We start from the raw sequence: 18,692 nt of genomic DNA on the forward strand, positions 1-18,692 counted from the left end.
TTAATATCACTATTCCTTCTCTTCGCAGTTACCTGAGTTGATATGGGTGATTAGATCATCCATAAGTTTTTTCTTAATTTCTAGTTGATCTTCGGCTTGTAGTTGATATTTATCAGCGAGAAGTTGATAGTCACTAGGAGCTAAACTCACAGTTAAGCGAGGTCGCTTGGGTCTTTTATTGATTGGTAAGCCTAAAATATCACGAATTTGATCAGAAGGACTTAAGCCTGCATCAAGTGCTTGTTTACGAATAGACAACTGGATTTTTTCGTCCATATCAAAAGCAACCTGCACCGCTTTTATCGCTTTAACGGAGGATTGCCATTTATCGGGGATTTTTCTCGCCATAGTCGTTTCCGAATTAGTAGTTTCCGTATTCTTTGTGAATAACTCTTTTGATTAACTTGCTGGGTACATATCAATTATATCACTAAGCGGCTTAAATAAAGTTAAGCACACTTCAGTATCGCCATCTTGCCATACTTCAACATCAATACCCTTACTCTGGTCTTCATTATACAAGCTATATAATTCAAATTGCTCTCCACTATCTTTTCCTTCATAAGCAGACAGGTTCTCACTACGATGATCTTTACGATGAAAAAAGCCAACCTTAGCGAACACGCTTTGTTGGTATTGTTCGCTACTCCATAGGGCAGTGATGTTGGAGTCAGCCTTTTTTTCTAAAAAAGCCTCTCCAGGTTCATCGAATACTTCAGAAAAACTGTCTAAGTCAAATAAGGTTTCGACATCTTCATGTTGAATCTTTAATGATAATTTGAGCTCGGTAATATCATCTACTTCCAATGATAAAAATATTTCTAGTGCGTTAGTACCTATTAAGGCCCATTCGGTTTGCACCTTTTCTTCAAATTCATAGCTATTAACGGCTTTTACTTGAAACTCTTGTCCACGCAATGACTCAGGTAAGGCAAAGCTATCCGTCAAAACAATAATATCATCAACCAGTAATTGATTAACTTTTGTTAATTTTCTTGGTTCGTTAGATGATTTATTAAATATTTTTTTAAAAAAACTCATAGGGTTACCCGAAGTAGGATGGATACTGATTTAACACAATGCTAATGAACGGATACAGTCCCGCTCAGACAGCATATTTATATAGTAGCCATTAAAAAATAAGCCAGTTAAATTATTTAACTGGCTTAGGTAATATTACTTTTGTTTAGCTTTTAAACGCTCTAATACTGAGTTAGCGCTATTGTCTTGTGAGCCAATACCCGCAGCTTTTAACTGCGCTTGTAATGATGAATCAGAGTTTTCAGATTCAAGTAATTCACCCGCTTTCATTTTGTCATCGAACTTTTGTTGCTTAGCTTTAATGCGTTCTAAAGAATCTTTCGCACTTAATAACTTAGAATTGCTTGATGAAAAATTATCGGTAATAGCTGACGTCGCTTTTTGTACACTTTCAGTAGTCTTAACCATTGAAAGTTGACGTTTATGCTCGGCGACTTGACGTTCACTTCTCTTAACTAACTCTTTTAAACGTTCAGCGTTTCCACTAAAACTATCGTGAGCTTGCTGCTGATCGGCCAAAGTACCCTCTAAGGTAGCAATTTTTTCTGCTACAGCGAGTGCTAATGTTTCATCACCTTTTTCAAGTGCTTGCGTTGCATAACCTTCGTGCTCTGTAACTTCACGGGTTAAACGATCTACTTCACGTTTTGCTGACATTTGCTCAGCCATGACACCAGTTAAATCACGTTTTGCTTTGGTAAGGTGATTTTCAGCATCTCGGATTTCTTGTTCAAAGATACGGGTTGCATTTGCATCAATGATAGCTTCACCAGCTTCTGATGCACCGCCACGAATTGCGGTCATTATTTTTTTAAATATACTCATTATTAACTCCACTCATTCCCATTTAGGGGATAATTAAAGGTGATCTTGCTAGCGTAGTGCTAAAGCAAGTAATCACTCATATCATCAATTACTTCGATGGCATTATTACTTAATACCGCTAACTCATGCTCAACATCTGCAAAGCTTGAACTGATAGATAAAGCGCCAAAGACTACATATTTATCACCAATTTTTGAAAATGATGACAAGGGCATAGGGATATTCATTTCTAACATGCTCTCATGCATTGCATGAATACATTCAGGTTTAACTTCTTCTGCTCCCCATAAGTAGCTGATGCAAATAATTTGGTCTTCGGTTACCGAAACAAAAATTGGCAACTCTTCACGGTCTGAAATGCTAATTTGCAGGACGTCGACTTCGCCAGATATTGGTTGGCAATCAAAGCTCATTCCTGTGTCTGAATTATCTGCCAAGCTGTTTAAGTGATCGGCTATAGTATGAATATTCATGTATTTCCTATCCTTCCTTTCTTTAGTGAAAAAGTAGATGACATAATATGTCGTCTGAGTTAAATTTAACATCCTGACATATTATGTCAAGGTGTTTTTATAAACTAATTGTTACTCTTTGTAGTTACTTTGTAGCAATTGTGATTACTAATCATTTTGGTATTAGCGATTAATTTAAGCCTTGTTGATCTTGCCAAGCCCTTTGGTGTAATTGATAAATGGTATGACTGCCCAAAATATTAATACCGATATTCTCTTTATTTTGATAAAAATCATTAGGGAAAATGAAAGCAGCCTTTAATATAGCCAAATTTAACCATTGATGCGCTACCGGAAGCTTAGTTAGTTTGTTTAACCTTGTTAACGGGCTAGCGCCACTTTTAGAGGCAATAGTCCATCCCCATTCGCCAAAACTGGGCACGTTATCGTGATATTGCTCTACATGGGAAAACTTAGCTGCTGCTAAAGTATTGCCAATAGCAATGAAAGAGTCTTTAGCGTGATACGGGCTAGTTGATTGAATTGCGATTAAACCATCGCCGGAAAGTAATAACTTAAGCCGGGCATAAAAGTTTACTGAATAGAGTTTATTAAGATCAGGATGACTTGGGTCTGGTAAATCAACAATAATTGCATCGAATGTTTGTCGATCTTTTAACAATTGATTAATGGCAATAAACGCATCGGCACGATAAATTGTGACCCGTTCATCTTGTAAGCTGTTCTTATTTAACTGTAAAATTTGACGCGCTAAGCGAGGGTTTACTTGCTCTTCTGGTTGTTTAAAAATATCTATTAATTCACTATCTAAATCAATTAGCGTTACGTTTTTAGGATTGTATTTTAAAACATCTCTTAAGGCTAAACCGTCACCGCCGCCAATAATTAATATCTTTTCATGTCGCGCAGAACCTGCCATTACTGGGGCAACGAGGTAATCATGATAAATATGTTCATCAATAGATGAAAACTGCAAACGGCCATTTAGATAGAAATTGATTATATTGTCTTGCTCAAGACCCATATGACGTTCGGTAAAGGTTAACTGTTGATAACGAGTTTTATCGGTGTGAACCACTTTATCAAGGTAGAGCAGACTATTCATTTGATTAAGCCATTGATTACCATAACTAAACATCAAAACTATAATTAAAGCTAATACACAATGTAAACCGACAAAGGTTTTACGCCAATTAAGGTGTTGCCAATAGCGGAGAATAAAAAAAGCACCGACAATTAGGTTTAAACTTGCTGTGAGTGCTGCTGCTTTACTGATATCTATACTCAGTAAAAAAACAACCCAGATTGCCGCACCTATTCCAGCACCAACATAATCTGCGCCATAAATAGTACCTAAATTATTAGCAAGATGTTGCTGATGAATTTTCTCCCTAATACGAGCAATTAGCGGGATCTCCATGCCAATAAAAAAGCCGAGTAATACGCCGAAGAGATAAGGGCTATTAAACGCTAGCCAGCTTAATTGCTTGAAAAGTCCGCCTTGCGGCTTCATATCGGGCGGAAGTGATAACATATCAGCAATCAGTTGCGGGAATATTTGCGTAATAGCGATTAAACCGCCAATGATCAAAATGGCAGAGCTACCCAGTAAGGCAATAATCAGTTCTAGCCATACAAAACCATTAAAAGCACAACGTACTTTTCTAGCAGCAAAAGCACCAAGACCCATCGACACTATCATTAACCCTATCATGGTGTAGATAGTGCTTTCCATCACGCCTAAAACTCGACCGGCGTAATGAGATAGTAAATACTCATAAATTAACCCACAACCTGCTAGAACAGACATTGTTAGAATAAGTAGGATATCGTCAAGTAGGTGAGACTTCTCTTGAGGTAAAGTGTTTTGTGACATAGGTATTAGTGACTAGTAATTAAGGTAAAAGGAGAGATATATATGAAGTTTACGCAGTATTTAATGATGCTCACCACCAGCGCTTGATCGTACTATGGTGGTGAGTTTAACGCTTTTATTAGGCCATTAGTGCCGTTAATATTAAGGCTATAGCGATACTAGTTGCCATTTCAATACTGGCGACACCGATATTATGTTGTTGATCTACTTCTTCAACTAGGTTTATTCCCCAAAGTACGATGCGCTTAGCTATTGAAGAAAGTAGCGCAACAAGTAAAGTCATACCGATACCAAAAACTAACCAGCCGAGTAAATTAACGACTAATGTTTCTGGGCTGTAAGTTAGGAAGTGACTGGCAGCAGTTACCGCTAAAGCCGTACTAATTACTTGACCACTATAACGAATGGCTAAAGCAAGTTGACCATTACTTAACGCTTCCTGTAAGCAATCTTCTTGGTTGTTTTTAGCATACTGCTGTTCGCGTAGTCGAGTTACTATGACTAACATGGTTTGAGCAACAATAAAGCCACTTGTGATAGCGATGAATGTACTTAAATCGAGCCCGTCTACCCATAGTAATACAGCACGAATGATTATCGCTGTTGCAATAGCCCCAGATGCGTCGATAATGCCAATGGTTAAATTTTTCTCTATTATCAGTGCATTTTTATCTAAGTGTTGCAGTGCAATTTTATCATGGATAATACGACCTACTTTAATCAGAATTAAACCATAGCCGCCGTATGCCAACATACCAATAGCTTCCATAGCATAGCTACTTGCTGCTTCGCCAGTAATAGCACCGGTAAGAACAATGCCTAGCGCTAATACACTACCAGCAACACTGATACCAAAAGCGAAGTTATCTTCTTTGGCTAATTCTTCAGTACTGTTTACCTTTGCACTAAGTCCTGACAGGAAGCGCATTGCTCCTAATAACAATATGGCAATCGAAACATCGATGGCCAAATAAACGAGTAAGTCTTGATTAACACCAGTGAGTTCGATGAATGAGTTCATAATTTTACTGTTCCTATTCTTTATTTATTCATTACTTCCCGCGTCTAAAACCGCGTGATGTATTGGTGTTTGAGTTTCTAAAACTAGAATTTTTACTTTTAGATTTACTGGCATAACTGCTTTTCTTCACACTATTGGTGCGGAAGCGATTAGCACTCGTTTGGGCTGTTTTACTTTGGCTTGATAAGCTTGAAGATCCCGCTCGGTTTTTGCTATACGGACTGGTAAATTTTTGCCCGCGATTACTAAAAGATTTTTTAGTGCGGGTATCAAGCGATGTCTGTTTCTTTAACTGGTTGGGTGAGCTGTAACGTGTTCTGCCGTAGTCGTTGTAATAGCTATAATTACGTTGTCTACCCCAATCATTATAAGAGGTACGTCGACCAAACATGTCACCCATCAAAGAGTACATGCCATACCAAGCCCAAAAAGACATGCCATTGCTGCCTGTTTGCCAGTTACCGTAACTAGGGTTACCAATTAATTGCTCACCGGTACCAAAGTCTTGTGCATTGTTGGCTTGCTGGCTTTGCGATTTTGATAATGAATTAATACGAGGCAGTTGACCATCAGACATATCAGCCAATACATTAAGCGGATCGCTCAATGCATCTGAATAAAGTACAGGATCTGCTGCTTGGTAAATATTCAGTAATTCATTATAAAGCGCCTGAGAAGACTCAAACATTTGTGGTTGGTTTTTTGCTGTATTAATCCTATCTAATAGCGCTTTGTACATAGGGCCATCGGTGGAAGCATCTTTACGAAACTCATTGATCAAGGGGGCTAAGTTCGCTTTATTAACCATTACTGTATCAGCATACTTTTTAATTAAGCTGGCATTGCGAACTTGACCATTATTTAAAGCCTCACCTAACTGAGCAACTCTTTGCTCGGTCATCGGTAATTGCTGTTCGATTTGCTCTTTTACAGGATCACCACAGCCAAATAAACTAAGCGTGGTAATTATGATCAAGAGCAATAAAAAAGGTGTTTTTAGTAAGTGCATTTCTGCCATCATCTCCTTAAAAATGCTATGTTATCGTAATAGTTAATTAATATTAGCGACAAATCATAGACAAGTGTCAATTAATACCATTAACGACATATTATGTCTATAGCAACGCTTGCTTATATAAGGAATTCTTGTGACGTTATCTTTTTCTCCCCTTTTACACGACCAACAAAAAACCAGCTGGCAGCAATTTATTGACCAGCATGCAGATGCCTGTAATGAATTAACACAAGATCAGCTTAATAGATTTAAGCAAGCGATTACCTTGAGTGATTTCATCTTAAACAGTGCTTTACAAGCACCTGAACTCGTTATTGAACTATTTAAAATAGCTAGCGAAGAAGTATTACCTGATTATAAAAGCCTTTTACATGAACAATTATCCCCTTGTACTGATGAAGCTCAGTTGCATCGAGTTCTTAGACGATTTCGCTTACAACACATGGTTAAGATAGCACTTGATGACTTGATTCTGAGCATTAGCCTAGATATTTCATTAGCAAGATTATCCTCATTAGCGGACGAACTTATTTTAGCTAGCTTAGAATGGCTCAGTGATTTTTGTCAGGAAAAATGGGGTACACCGACGAGTGAACAAGGCGAAAGTCAGACTTTATTGGTCTATGGCATGGGGAAACTTGGCGGGAAGGAATTAAATTTTTCCTCCGATATAGATTTAATTTTTACTTACCCTGAAAGTGGAGAAACCCAAGGTTGTCGTCGCAGTATAGATAACCAGCAGTTTTTTACCCGCTTAGCACAAAAGCTTATTGCGTCATTACATCAAGTAACCTGCGATGGTTTTGTTTATCGTGTAGACATGCGATTACGCCCTTTTGGTGATAGTGGGCCACTTGTGCTGACATTTAATGCTATGGAAGATTACTACCAAGAACAAGGACGCGATTGGGAACGTTATGCTATGTTGAAAGCTCGGGTTATTGGTGAGTCTAAATACCACGAGCAGCTATCAAGCATGCTCAGACCCTTTGTTTACCGTCGTTACATCGATTATAGCGTCATTGATAGTTTACGTCGCATGAAAATGATGATTGCCCAGGAGGTTCGTCGTAAACAATTAATTAATAATATTAAACTTGGCGCTGGCGGTATTCGTGAAATTGAATTTATCGTACAAGTTTTTCAGTTAATTAGGGGAGGGCGGGTCAAAGAGCTTCAACAACGCAGTTTATTAATAGTGTTGCCAAAACTTGTGGAGTCAGGCGAAATTAACGCTGAGAATAAAGAAGTGTTAGAAAATGCCTACCGCTTTTTACGACGTGTTGAAAATATCATTCAAGCCTTAGCAGATAAACAAACGCAAACGTTACCCGATAATGAGCTTGATCAACAGCGATTATTAACAGTACTTGCCATTAAAACTTGGCCTGAATTTTTAGTTATATTAGCTAAGCATATGGACGGTGTTCACCAAGAATTTGATCTGCTTATTGGACTTGATAGCCCAAATCATCAAGCTGCAGATGAACACTGGGTAACCCTTTGGCACAGCCGCTGGAGTGATGAAGAGTCTATTGCATGGCTAGAACAAGAAGCCCATTCATGGGAAAGTAATAAGGTTTGGCAAATACTGCATGATTTTCGAGAGGATACTAGTAAACGCAGTTTAGGTAATAGAGGTCGTCAAGTTTTAGATAAATTAATCCCGTTACTGTTATGTAGATTACAAAAAAATGAAATGGCAGAACAAGTTATTGCAAGAGTATTGCAAGTCTTTAGCAAAATAGTGACACGTACTGCTTACCTAGAACTACTCTTTGAAAATGAAGGAGCGTTAAAGCAGCTTATTCACTTATGCCAGGCAAGTAGTTGGGTGACAGATTATATTGCTAAATATCCTATTTTACTTGATGAGCTTATTGATCCTAAGTTGTTACATAATCCACCACAACTTTCATCTTATGCAGTAGAGCTGCGTGAACGCATGTTAAGAATTCCAGAGGAAGATCTTGAAGCACAAATGGAAGCGCTACGTCAGTTTAAGCAATCTCAGCAATTACGTATTGCGGCCGCTGAAATTGCTGATGTCTTACCGGTAGCAAAAATCAGCGAACACTTGACGTCTTTAGCGGAAGCCATTGTATCTGAGGTGATAAATCTTTCATGGCAGCAAGTCAGTGAGCGCTTTGGTATACCGACCTCATGCTTAGATGGCGCTAAGGAAAAAGGCTTTGGTGTTATTGCTTACGGAAAAACTGGCGGGGTAGAGTTAGGTTACAGTTCAGACTTAGATTTAGTATTCGTCCATCATAGTGAGGCAAATGAAGACACAACAGGAAGGGCTGATGGTAGTAAAGTAATACCAGCAAGCCAGTTTTATATGAAGTTAGCCCAGCGTATTATGCATATTTTTAATACGCGTATGAACAGTGGCATTTTATATGAATTGGATATGCGTTTAAGGCCATCAGGTAATTCGGGCATGTTGGTCGTACATTTAAATACCTTTGCTCAGTATCAACATGAAGATGCTTGGACTTGGGAGCATCAAGCGTTAGTAAGAGCCAGAATGATCTTTGGTAATGAAGAGCTCCAGCAGCAATACATCGATATTAGGCAAGATGTCTTATCAAAACCCAGAGCGTTTATCGAACTCAAAAACGATATTATTACTATGCGTGAAAAAATGCGCAGCCATTTAGATAAATCAACTGAATCGCTCTTTGATATTAAGCAGGGTAAAGGTGGGTTGGTTGATATTGAATTTCTTGCCCAGTTTTTAGTACTTGCCTACGCATCACAGCACAGGGAATTGATGCTTGTATGTGATAATTTAGGTATTTTTAAAACCCTGCTGAAGTTGGACTTATTAGAAAAGGTAGAACAACAACAGCTAAGTAATATGTATCAAAAATTAAGGGCTCTAGGGCATCAAGCTACAATGCAAAATGCGGGGCAACTTATTAATAGGGAAAGCATAGACGGTGAAGAGGCTATTGGAGACATTTGGCAAAAACGCCTAATTGATTAAATTAGGCGCTTTATGAAAGATGATTATTAAGGTTGGCTAATACGGATTATCACTAGCAAGTCTAATACACTCCTCATCTAAAAACGGTTGAGGAGCACTCTCAATGACTACAACAGCGCGTTGACGATAACAAAAGAAAATAGATAGGCCTGATTCAAAATGTCCTTCAATGGCTTTTGCTACTTGGAAAGTGGTTTTTAAAATGTCCTTTTCAATTCGAAACGGATCTTTTACTACATAATCACGGTTTAACCACCAAATTAAATCAATACCGTCTTTTTCAGAATATTCTACAAGCTTTTGGTTTAAGGTTTCACCGGTTCTAAAGGGTCTAGATTCAATACTGCCTTGCCAATTTTTATTATATGGACGAACTACCATTTCTCTTGCTTGTAATAACTTAGCTAAATCACCTTTAGGATCAGGAAGATAAACAATATTATTACGAATTTTAGGGCCTTTACCCTCCATATCACCATGTAAATTAGCATAAAACTTGGATAAACCATCTGCCGCGGCATTGCCTGAGGTTCTACCTTGTTGGTATAAAGTTTTTTTATTTTCAATCACTTGTGGAGCTGAATCTATAACTGTTTCAGTGGTTTTTATTGAGTCTTCTTTACCGTTACCTAAAGAGCCATCGAGAGAAAGCAAAAAGTCTTGATTGGCAAAAAATAACCAAGCTAATACTGTAAGAATAAGTCCTAAGATAATGTTCCGAAGCCAAAAATTCATTGGTTAATCAACACCTTTGTTATTATTACTATAATTATAGTGAACGTTAGTCTACTGTACGCAAAGAATAATGTTTATACAAATAATCCCTTTAAAGTTAAAGTTTAATCCTTTAAATATTTAGAATATTAAAGAAAACACTCTTTACTTTCTCCCGTTAAAGATATCGTTGAACGTTATTTGTATAATGATGCATCATCTGGATTTGGCCTTGTCTTAAAGCGTCTGTGCAACCACATGTATTGTTCAGGTTTTCGTGAAATTGCTTTTTCCAGCTCTTGATTGATACGAGTGACGTCCGCAATATTATCTTTAGTGGGAAAGTTTTCTAATGGCGGCATGATTTCTAACGTATAGCCACTGCCGTCGTCGTTTCTTACCGGGATAATCATCATTGTTTCTACATTTTTTTGACGAGCAAAGATTAAAGTACCCGTTGTGGTCGCTGCCTCTTTAACACCAAAAAAGGGCACAAACACACTACGGTTTCTTCCATAATCTTGATCGGGTAAGTAAATACACGCTTCACCATCTCTTAGCGCTTTCATTAAACCTTTTACATCACGCTTACCTAACATGTACTTATTCGAAAGACCTCGACCTCTGAACTGAAAAAACTCCATCAATTGATTATTATGAGGTCGATAAAAAACAACCATAGGGTGACCATAACCAACGCCTCTTGCATTCATTTCTACACTTAAATAATGCATCGCAAGCAGTAAAACTCCATTGCCTTCTTTACGTGCTTTTTCAAGGTGTTCTAAACCTTTTACTTTGAATTTTCGTTTTACTCGCCAATCAGGCCACCACCAGCCCATGCCGGTTTCAAACAGTGCGATGCCCGTATTTTCAAAGTTCTTCTTCAATAATATTTGTAATTCATCTTCACTTTTTTCTGGAAAACATAACCTAAGATTGGTCAACGCGATATGTTTACGCTTAGAGCCTATTTTCATTAATAATCGGCCAAGCATACGACCCATGAACAACTGCAGTTTAAAAGGCAACCATGAAATAGTGTAAAGAATAAAAACACCTAGCCAAGTAAGCCAATATTTGGGTAATAAAAAAGATAATTTAAAATCAGGCTGTAAAACTTTATTGCTACTCACAGTGTTCTCTCTGAGGAATATGTAGGTTCATGATTATACCTAAGTTACTTTTAAATAGGCAATTAACTTATTATCGGCTTTCAAGTAGAATAGTGAATATTATTTTACATACTATTAATTGCTGGTCGTTATGGTTCAAAAAGAAAAAAATGTCGACAATGAACAAGAGATTGAATTGATCATTGGTAATTCAAATTCTAATTTTTCTGGCGTAACATCAACCATGTTACAAGTTTTGTCTCACGAACAAAGTTTGATCAATTTACGGGTGATGGGTAAACACCACTTACCGGATGAGTCTTTATCGATTAGCTTTTGGCAGGTTGCGAGCTTATGTAGAAAACCACTATCTACTGGAAAATTTAGGATTTTTCATGCCCGTCGTGTTGATGAGATGATCCAAGCTCTAATATTAAAATATGTATTTCGCGTTAAATTAAAAATTGTTTTTAGCAGTGCTGCGCAGCGTTATCGCTCAGGTTTTACATTATGGCTAACGGATAGAATGGATGCGGTACTTGCCATGTGCAAAGCTTCAGCAAGTTATTTACACCGAAAACCCGACGCTATTATTTACCATGGGGTAAAAACTGATGTTTACCTGCCAGCAACAGATAAAAGTAAAGCGTGGCAATCTCTTGGGTTGCTTCCAGAAAATAGCGTTAAAGGTAAACAGGGTATTGCGATATTAGGTCGAGTACGCAAACAAAAAGGTGTGCATTTATTTGTAGAGTCTTGCATCGAAATATTAAAAGATAAACCTGATTATACGGCAGTAATTGTTGGTTCAATATCTTCGAGTAATGAAAGTTTTGTTAATGAGTTACAAGATAAAGTGGCGCAAGCTGGATTGAGTGAACGCATTGTATTTGCTGGGGAGCAAAATTTTGCTGATATCCCTAAAATATTTAGCAGTTTGTCTTTAGTCGTTGCCTTGAGTGAAAATGAAGGTTTTGGTTTAACTATTTTAGAAGCCATGAGTAGTGGTGCAGCAGTCTTGGCCAGTGAAGCGGGTGCTTGGCCTGAAGTTGTGCGTCAAGGCGTTGATGGTTACGTTGTACCTATTAATGATTTAGCCGCAGTCACTGAAAAGATGTCGCTGTTATTAACTGATGAAGAGAAACTAATGCAAATGGGCCGTGATGGCCGTGAGCGGGTTTTAGAGCATTATTCAGTTGAGCGAGAAGCAAAAGAGCTGGTAACGTTTTTTAGAAGTTTGATGTAAATAAAATTATAAAAGTAAGTATTATAAAAAAGTGACAAGTAGCGTTATGTTCTACTTGTCACTTTGATTGTAAACAATGAATAATGAACGATTAATTAGCGACCATTAAACCAGAGTTAATTGCATTTATATCTTCATTAGTGATTGTGCCAGCAGCGCGTTTTAATAATAAAACGTTTTGAATATAGGCATAACGTGTTGTAGATAAATTACGCTTAGCGTTATATAAATTCTGCGTGCTATCTAATACATCAACAATAGTACGCGTACCCACTTCAAAACCAGCTTCAGTTGCTTCTAGTGCTTTTTGAGCACTTAATACTGATTGTTCAAACGCTTTGATGGCTGAAATAGCGGCAATAACCGTATTGTAGGCATTACGTGTGGTACGAACAACACCGCGATGTGTTAATGATAAGTCTTGGCTAGCAAGTACAAAGCTGTTTTGAGCTTTACGGACTGAGCTTTGAATAGCACCACCAGAGTAAATTGGAATGCTTAATTGAACACCAAGAGAGTAACCATCAACGCCAGGAACATCTGTAGTAACATTGCTGATAGTTGATTCATCATCTTGGCCGCTGTAGGTAGCACCAAAATCTAACGTAGGATAGTGACCAGCCCGGGCTATATCGATATTATCTTGGGCAATATCTATACTTACTTTAGCGGTAATTAAATCTAGGTTTTTAGCTTCAGCTGTGACTTGCCATTCATCCGCGCTGTTTGGTACTGGAGTACTCGTACTAAAACGTTGGGTGTTTAATACACTAACATTCTTAGGATAAGTATTCGTTATCACGCGTAATTCTTCTTCGGCTTGGAAAATTGCATTTTCAGCGCGAATTTCTTCAGTAACAGCACTATCAAACTGTGCTTGTGCTTCATAAACATCAGTTATAGCGGTTAAACCGACTGAAAATCGCTGTTTTGTTTGTTCAAGTTGGCGAGCAATAGCATCTTTTTCTGCGGTAGCAAAAACGAGATCATCTTTAGTACTGAGTAAATCAAAATAAGCCTTAGCAACGCGGGTAATTAAATCCTGTTTTGCTACTTTATAGGCTAAATCACTTTGATGAGCTGCTTTTTCTGCATTACCTAAACGCAACCAGCTATCATGATGATAAAGCTGCATATTTAAGTTAGCGCCATACGTTAAACTGGAAAACTCGTTATTAATGACTGAACTGGAAAAATTAGAATATGATTCTTGCTCGCCAATGTTATAACCACCACTTGCCGTAATTTGCGGTAATAATACCGAGCGCGCTTGTACAATATCTTCTTTTACTATCATAAACTGAGCTTGTGCTTTAAGTACCACAGGATCGTTTAATAAAGCTTGTTGATAAACGGTTAGTAAATCATCAGCTTGGGCTTGCGTGCTACTAATGGCAGCAGTTATAGCTATAATTAGTGTGCTTAGTGTTTTATTCATGAGTAAGGAATTCCTTGGGTGTATTACTCTTGTTATTTATTTATTGATATTCGCTGGTAGAGTATCCTACATGGATTTTTAAATTAACCAAATAAAATAACTGTTTACTAGTGTAACAAATTATTATTAAAAAGAGATGCTTGATGAAAAGTAATAAAAATAAGCCGTTAGCTATGCTGAAATTTGATAATGAACAGGTGTCAGTGCACTCAGTGGTAACGAAATATCAGGGTTTTTTCAAGATGGATGAATATTCACTGCAACATAAACTTTTTTCGGGAGAGCAAAGTCAGATTTTTACCCGAGAAATTTTTGAACGTGGTGATGCTGTGGTTGTTATGCCCTACGATGCAAAGTTAGATAAGGTGTTATTGATAGAGCAGTTTAGGCCTGGTGCTTTAAGAGGAGATGACAGTCCTTGGTTATTAGAGTTTATTGCTGGGATGTTTGACGAAAATGAAACCCCAATAGAAGTCGCTATAAGAGAGGCCAAAGAGGAAACTGATTTAACTCTTTGTCATAATGATTTAGTGCCTATTATGCAATACCTTTCTAGCCCTGGCGGTATGAGTGAGCGGATTCATCTATATCTAGCGCATTTTGATAGTGATCAAATAACGGATGGCGCTATTCATGGCTTGCCTGAAGAAAATGAGGATATTTTGTTACATCTTGTCAGTCGCACTGACGCTTTGGCGCTATTGACTGAAGGTAAAATCACTAACGCAGCCACTATTATCGGGTTACAATGGCTTGCGCTGAACCATCAATCGTTATCGATTCAAGAGACCAGCACTAAATAGTCATACCACTAAAAATTAATTATAAAGTAGTTACTTTAAAGGTATTGTTTATATAGGTCTTAGTTGTAAATGTAATACTTCTAAATATATGAGTGTTTGAAAAGGCAGTTAAGAGGCATACATGAGTTTTTTTCCTAACAAAGCGTTTAATAACGCAGGTAGAAAAAGTTACCAGCCTAACTTAGTTAGTTTGATGACCTTATGTGCCAACAATTATATGTTACTGCAAAAAGTGTTAGCAGGTAAAACGGTGCTTGGAGAAATTAGACAATTTTTTATCAGTGATTTCCTCTCGTATAGCGTAACGATAACAGAAGTAACTCGATACACCTCTGTTATCTGCTTTGAGCAAGATAGTTTGAGCTCATCTTTTAAAAATATTCCGGGTATTGTTGCCACAGCGCTACATCCACGCATGACTATTCGGTTATATCATGATGCTCGAATGGCGGAAGTTCTTTCAACACAGGACATCAGACAGGTAAAACCTCGTTACGATTATCATAATAGTCAAATGCACCAGCAAGATGAAAAACAACAAATCAATCAGTTTTTAAATGAATGGCTACATTTATGTTTACGCTTAGGGCAAGTAAATGTGGAGCTGCATTCTTAATTTATGAAGTGTTAATTTATGAACTTAGCAGAACTATATTCTTCAAATAACCAACCTGTCACTTTTGCACAAATAACTGATAGTCATCTGTTTTCATCAGTTGATGGCTTACATCATGGGCATAATGTATTCAGCAATCTTAAACAAGTTTTACTGAGTATTAGCGATAACCCAGCGGTAAAATATATCATTTTTACCGGGGACTTGACCCAAGACCACACTGAGCAGTCCTACCAGAATTTTGTTGATTGTGTGCTTGAGTGTAAGATTACTGTGCCTATTTATTATTTGGCAGGCAATCATGATGAGCCAGAACTATTAGATAAATATTTTTCTGTATCGCCGTTTCAAGCAGATAAAGAAATCAACTTATCGTACTGGCAAATTCAACTCGTTGATAGCAAGAGTGCAACTCCAGCAGGCTATGTTAGTGAACAAGCATTTGTTAAATTACAACATGCGGTCAAAAAAAATAAAAATCAGCTACTTATGATGCATCATCACCCCATTGATGTTGGTTACTTTATTGATAACCATGGTTTACAAAATAAAGACACTTTTTGGCAAGTTATTAATTCCTATGACAATATAAAAGCGATTGCGTGTGGGCATGTCCATGGTGATATGACGTTAACAAATCCTATAACCAGCTCATTAAATGAGCCTGTCACTTTATATACTTGCCCTGCTACATCCATTCAATTCGATCCAAATGTTGATGGTGTAGCTGCTTTAGCCAAAGGGCCAGGATATAGAATTTTTTATTTATATGCTGATGGTCAATTAAGTACTGATGTTGTGATGTTATAAATAATGAACCATGACAAGTAGATGATAATTGAACTCGTTATGGTTATTCTTTTCTAAATAGAACTCCTATTTAATAATTTAATAATTTAAAAGTTTAATAATGAAAAAAAACATCCTCCACATTCATGGTTTTAACTCTTCTCCATTGTCGTCAAAAGCAGAGCAAACCCGTAAATACTTAGCCAAAAATCACCCTGACGTTGGATTTTATTGCCCTCAATTAGCAACAACACCATCGAAAGCTATTACTCAATTAGAGCAGCTTATTGAAACACATGGTTCAAATACAAAATGGTATTTAATCGGTTCCTCATTAGGTGGGTACTTTGCTCATTATCTAGCGACAAAATATAACTGTTTAGCCGTGTTAGTGAATCCAGCGATAACACCTTATGAACTATTGCACGATTATATTGGCGAACAAGTTAATCCTTATACCGAGGAAGTGTACCAAGTGAGCGAAGATCATATGCATCAGTTGAAAGCGCTTGAGAAAACAGCACCAACAATTGATTGTAAGGAAAAAAATAATTACCTAGTTATGGTACAAACGGGCGATGAAGTGTTAAATTACCAACAAGCTGTGGAAAAATATCAACATTGTCGATTAATAGTACAAGAGGGTGGTGATCATAGCTTTATCAACTTTGATAATTGCTTACCCAACATCAGTGATTTTTTTCAACTTGATAGTACCAAACGAATTAATTCTCGCTAAGTGATTAATATAGTAGTCAGGTTGATATAGCCACGAATAAAATTAGCAATGTGCAATATAGCCTAAACCTTTTAACTGCGATCAAATTGAGTTTCAAATGACTGACCAATACAATTCCGATTCCATTGAAGTACTTAGTGGTCTAGAACCCGTTCGCCGCCGACCAGGTATGTATACCGATACCACTAGACCTAATCATTTAGGTCAAGAGGTTATTGATAACTCAGTGGATGAAGCGCTTGCAGGTCACGCACAAAACATTAGTGTTATTTTAGAAAAAGATCAGTCCCTTGAAATAATTGATGATGGCCGTGGTATGCCTACCGACATTCATCCTGAAGAGGGCGTGTCAGGGGTTGAGCTTATTTTCTGTAAGTTGCATGCTGGTGGTAAATTTTCTAATAAAAGTTATCAGTTCTCAGGTGGTTTGCATGGTGTTGGTATTTCCGTGGTTAATGCCTTATCAACGCGTGTTGATGTCAGTGTTAGGCGAAACAGTAAAGTCTATGAAATGGCATTTGAAAATGGTGATAAAGTTGAAGAACTACGAGAAACAGGCACGGTAGGAAAAAGAAACACAGGCACAAGTGTTAAATTTTGGCCTGATGCAAGCTATTTTGATACGGCTAAATTTTCGGTACGTCACCTCACGCATTTACTTAAAGCTAAAGCGGTATTATGCCCAGGCTTAACGATTAAGTTTCATGATAAAATAGAAGACAAAAAATATCAGTGGTGTTATGAAGATGGTCTTACCGATTACCTAAAAGATTCAGTAAAAGACTATGTTTCATTACCTGAAGACCCTTTTGTGGGCAGTTTTACTTCACAACATGAAGCGGCTGATTGGGCTGTTACTTGGTTACCGGAAGGTGGTGAAAGTATAGGTGAAAGTTATGTTAACTTAATTCCAACCATTGCCGGCGGTACACATGTTAATGGCATGCGCCAAGGGCTACTTGAATCGATGCGAGAATTTTGTGAGTTTCGCAATCTATTGCCACGCGGTGTCAAACTAACACCTGATGATATCTGGGATAAATGTAGTTATATCCTATCTATTAAGATGCAAGACCCACAGTTTGCTGGGCAAACCAAAGAACGATTATCGTCACGTCAATGTGCCGCTTTTGTCACAGGCGTAGTAAAAGATGCTTTTAGTTTATGGCTAAACGAGCACACAGATAAAGCTGAGTTATTGGCTGATTTTTGCATTAATAACGCCCAAAAACGTATGCGTGCTAGTAAAAAAGTAGTCCGTAAAAAAATCACTCAAGGACCTGCTTTACCTGGTAAGTTAACTGATTGCGGTAGCCAAGATTTAGCTCGTACCGAATTGTTTTTAGTCGAAGGTGACTCCGCTGGCGGTAGTGCTAAACAAGCAAGAGATCGAGAGTTTCAGGCGATAATGCCACTTAGAGGTAAAATTCTAAACACCTGGGAAGTCGATTCAGGACAAATTCTTGCTTCGCAAGAAGTACATGATATTTCCGTCGCTTTGGGCATTGATCCAGATAACGATGATTTATCTGAATTACGTTACGGTAAAATTTGTATCTTAGCGGATGCCGATTCCGATGGATTACATATTGCGACCTTGTTATGTGCTTTATTTATGCAACACTTTCTACCTTTGGTACAAGCTGGCCATGTATATGTAGCTATGCCGCCGCTCTATCGCATAGATATCGGGAAAGAAGTTTTCTACGCATTAGACGAAGCGGAAAAAGACGGTATTTTGGACCGAATTGAAGCAGAGAAGAAACGTGGTAAGGTAAACGTGCAACGCTTTAAAGGTTTGGGTGAAATGAACCCTCCGCAGTTGCGTGAAACTACCATGGATCCTAATACCCGTCGATTAGTACAATTAACCGTTGATGAACATAGTGAAACGATGGAACTCATGGATATGCTACTTTCTAAAAAGCGCAGTCCAGACAGAAAAATTTGGCTGCAAAGTAAAGGTGATATGGCGATTGTTTAAAGTTA

17 protein-coding genes are annotated in these 18,692 nt (G+C 37.7%); 7 read left to right on the plus strand and 10 right to left on the minus strand.

All coding sequences use genetic code 11. The features are described 5' to 3' along the window. Positions 1–9: 9 nt before the first annotated feature. From ESZ36_RS09890 to ESZ36_RS09920, 7 genes are all read right to left on the minus strand, one after another. Entirely contained in the window at positions 10–348 is a 339-nt protein-coding gene (locus ESZ36_RS09890) for a hypothetical protein (RefSeq protein ID WP_146787040.1), read from the minus strand. A 51-nt stretch (positions 349–399) separates the two neighbouring features. Next, entirely contained in the window at positions 400–1,041 is a 642-nt protein-coding gene (locus ESZ36_RS09895) for a hypothetical protein (protein ID WP_146787042.1), read from the minus strand. A gap of 135 nt (positions 1,042–1,176) precedes the next feature. Beyond that, complete coding sequence (locus tag ESZ36_RS09900) at positions 1,177–1,866, minus strand: PspA/IM30 family protein (RefSeq protein ID WP_146787044.1); 690 nt, start codon at positions 1,864–1,866, stop codon at positions 1,177–1,179. Between the two features lie 59 nt (positions 1,867–1,925). Beyond that, positions 1,926–2,339 (minus strand): YjfI family protein, encoded by a 414-nt coding sequence (locus ESZ36_RS09905; RefSeq protein ID WP_146787046.1) that lies wholly within the window; start codon positions 2,337–2,339, stop codon positions 1,926–1,928. A gap of 169 nt (positions 2,340–2,508) precedes the next feature. Then, positions 2,509–4,215, minus strand: coding sequence for a polyamine aminopropyltransferase (locus ESZ36_RS09910; RefSeq protein ID WP_146787048.1), 1,707 nt, complete (start codon positions 4,213–4,215; stop codon positions 2,509–2,511). A 118-nt stretch (positions 4,216–4,333) separates the two neighbouring features. Beyond that, entirely contained in the window at positions 4,334–5,236 is a 903-nt protein-coding gene (locus ESZ36_RS09915) for a DUF350 domain-containing protein (protein ID WP_146787050.1), read from the minus strand. 31 nt (positions 5,237–5,267) lie between these two features. Then, the gene (locus tag ESZ36_RS09920) at positions 5,268–6,245 is read right to left on the minus strand and encodes a hypothetical protein (protein ID WP_146787052.1); all 978 of its coding nucleotides are present in this window, start codon (positions 6,243–6,245) and stop codon (positions 5,268–5,270) included. 139 nt (positions 6,246–6,384) lie between these two features. Between ESZ36_RS09920 and glnE the strand changes: the two genes are divergently transcribed. Beyond that, positions 6,385–9,243, plus strand: a complete 2,859-nt coding sequence (gene glnE / locus ESZ36_RS09925; RefSeq protein WP_146787055.1) for a bifunctional [glutamate--ammonia ligase]-adenylyl-L-tyrosine phosphorylase/[glutamate--ammonia-ligase] adenylyltransferase — start codon at positions 6,385–6,387, stop codon at positions 9,241–9,243. Between the two features lie 36 nt (positions 9,244–9,279). Here the strand turns inward: glnE and ESZ36_RS09930 are convergent, their stop codons facing one another. Together ESZ36_RS09930 and lpxL are read right to left on the minus strand one after the other, a co-directional pair. Beyond that, entirely contained in the window at positions 9,280–9,978 is a 699-nt protein-coding gene (locus ESZ36_RS09930) for a TcpQ domain-containing protein (RefSeq protein WP_146787058.1), read from the minus strand. A 176-nt stretch (positions 9,979–10,154) separates the two neighbouring features. Continuing rightward, positions 10,155–11,093, minus strand: coding sequence for an LpxL/LpxP family Kdo(2)-lipid IV(A) lauroyl/palmitoleoyl acyltransferase (gene lpxL / locus ESZ36_RS09935; protein ID WP_146787061.1), 939 nt, complete (start codon positions 11,091–11,093; stop codon positions 10,155–10,157). Positions 11,094–11,223: 130 nt separating this feature from the next. Between lpxL and ESZ36_RS09940 the strand changes: the two genes are divergently transcribed. Beyond that, positions 11,224–12,318, plus strand: coding sequence for a glycosyltransferase family 4 protein (locus tag ESZ36_RS09940; protein ID WP_146787064.1), 1,095 nt, complete (start codon positions 11,224–11,226; stop codon positions 12,316–12,318). Between the two features lie 91 nt (positions 12,319–12,409). Here ESZ36_RS09940 and tolC read toward each other — a convergent pair whose 3' ends face one another. Next, the gene (tolC, locus tag ESZ36_RS09945) at positions 12,410–13,756 is read right to left on the minus strand and encodes an outer membrane channel protein TolC (RefSeq protein ID WP_146787067.1); all 1,347 of its coding nucleotides are present in this window, start codon (positions 13,754–13,756) and stop codon (positions 12,410–12,412) included. Between the two features lie 143 nt (positions 13,757–13,899). On the opposite strand from tolC, the gene ESZ36_RS09950 reads away from it, so the two are divergent. The 5 genes from ESZ36_RS09950 to parE all read left to right on the plus strand — a co-directional run bounded on the left by ESZ36_RS09950 (position 13,900) and on the right by parE (position 18,687). Then, the gene (locus tag ESZ36_RS09950) at positions 13,900–14,559 is read left to right on the plus strand and encodes an NUDIX domain-containing protein (RefSeq protein ID WP_246129047.1); all 660 of its coding nucleotides are present in this window, start codon (positions 13,900–13,902) and stop codon (positions 14,557–14,559) included. A gap of 121 nt (positions 14,560–14,680) precedes the next feature. After that, on the plus strand, positions 14,681–15,175 hold the full coding sequence (locus tag ESZ36_RS09955; RefSeq protein ID WP_146787070.1) for a DUF1249 domain-containing protein: 495 nt from the start codon (positions 14,681–14,683) through the stop codon (positions 15,173–15,175). 18 nt (positions 15,176–15,193) lie between these two features. Further along, a complete protein-coding gene (locus tag ESZ36_RS09960; protein ID WP_146787073.1) occupies positions 15,194–15,985 on the plus strand; it encodes a metallophosphoesterase in 792 nt (263 codons plus the stop codon). A 100-nt stretch (positions 15,986–16,085) separates the two neighbouring features. Then, positions 16,086–16,703 carry a YqiA/YcfP family alpha/beta fold hydrolase gene (locus ESZ36_RS09965; RefSeq protein ID WP_146787076.1) on the plus strand — a complete coding sequence of 206 codons (618 nt, stop codon included), beginning with the start codon at positions 16,086–16,088 and terminating at the stop codon, positions 16,701–16,703. Positions 16,704–16,800: 97 nt separating this feature from the next. Beyond that, on the plus strand, positions 16,801–18,687 hold the full coding sequence (gene parE / locus ESZ36_RS09970) for a DNA topoisomerase IV subunit B (RefSeq protein ID WP_146787079.1): 1,887 nt from the start codon (positions 16,801–16,803) through the stop codon (positions 18,685–18,687). The last annotated feature ends 5 nt before the right edge of the window (positions 18,688–18,692 follow it).

It is taken from the genome of Colwellia demingiae (assembly GCF_007954275.1).
In the GTDB taxonomy this organism is placed as follows: Bacteria; Pseudomonadota; Gammaproteobacteria; order Enterobacterales; family Alteromonadaceae; genus Colwellia; species Colwellia demingiae.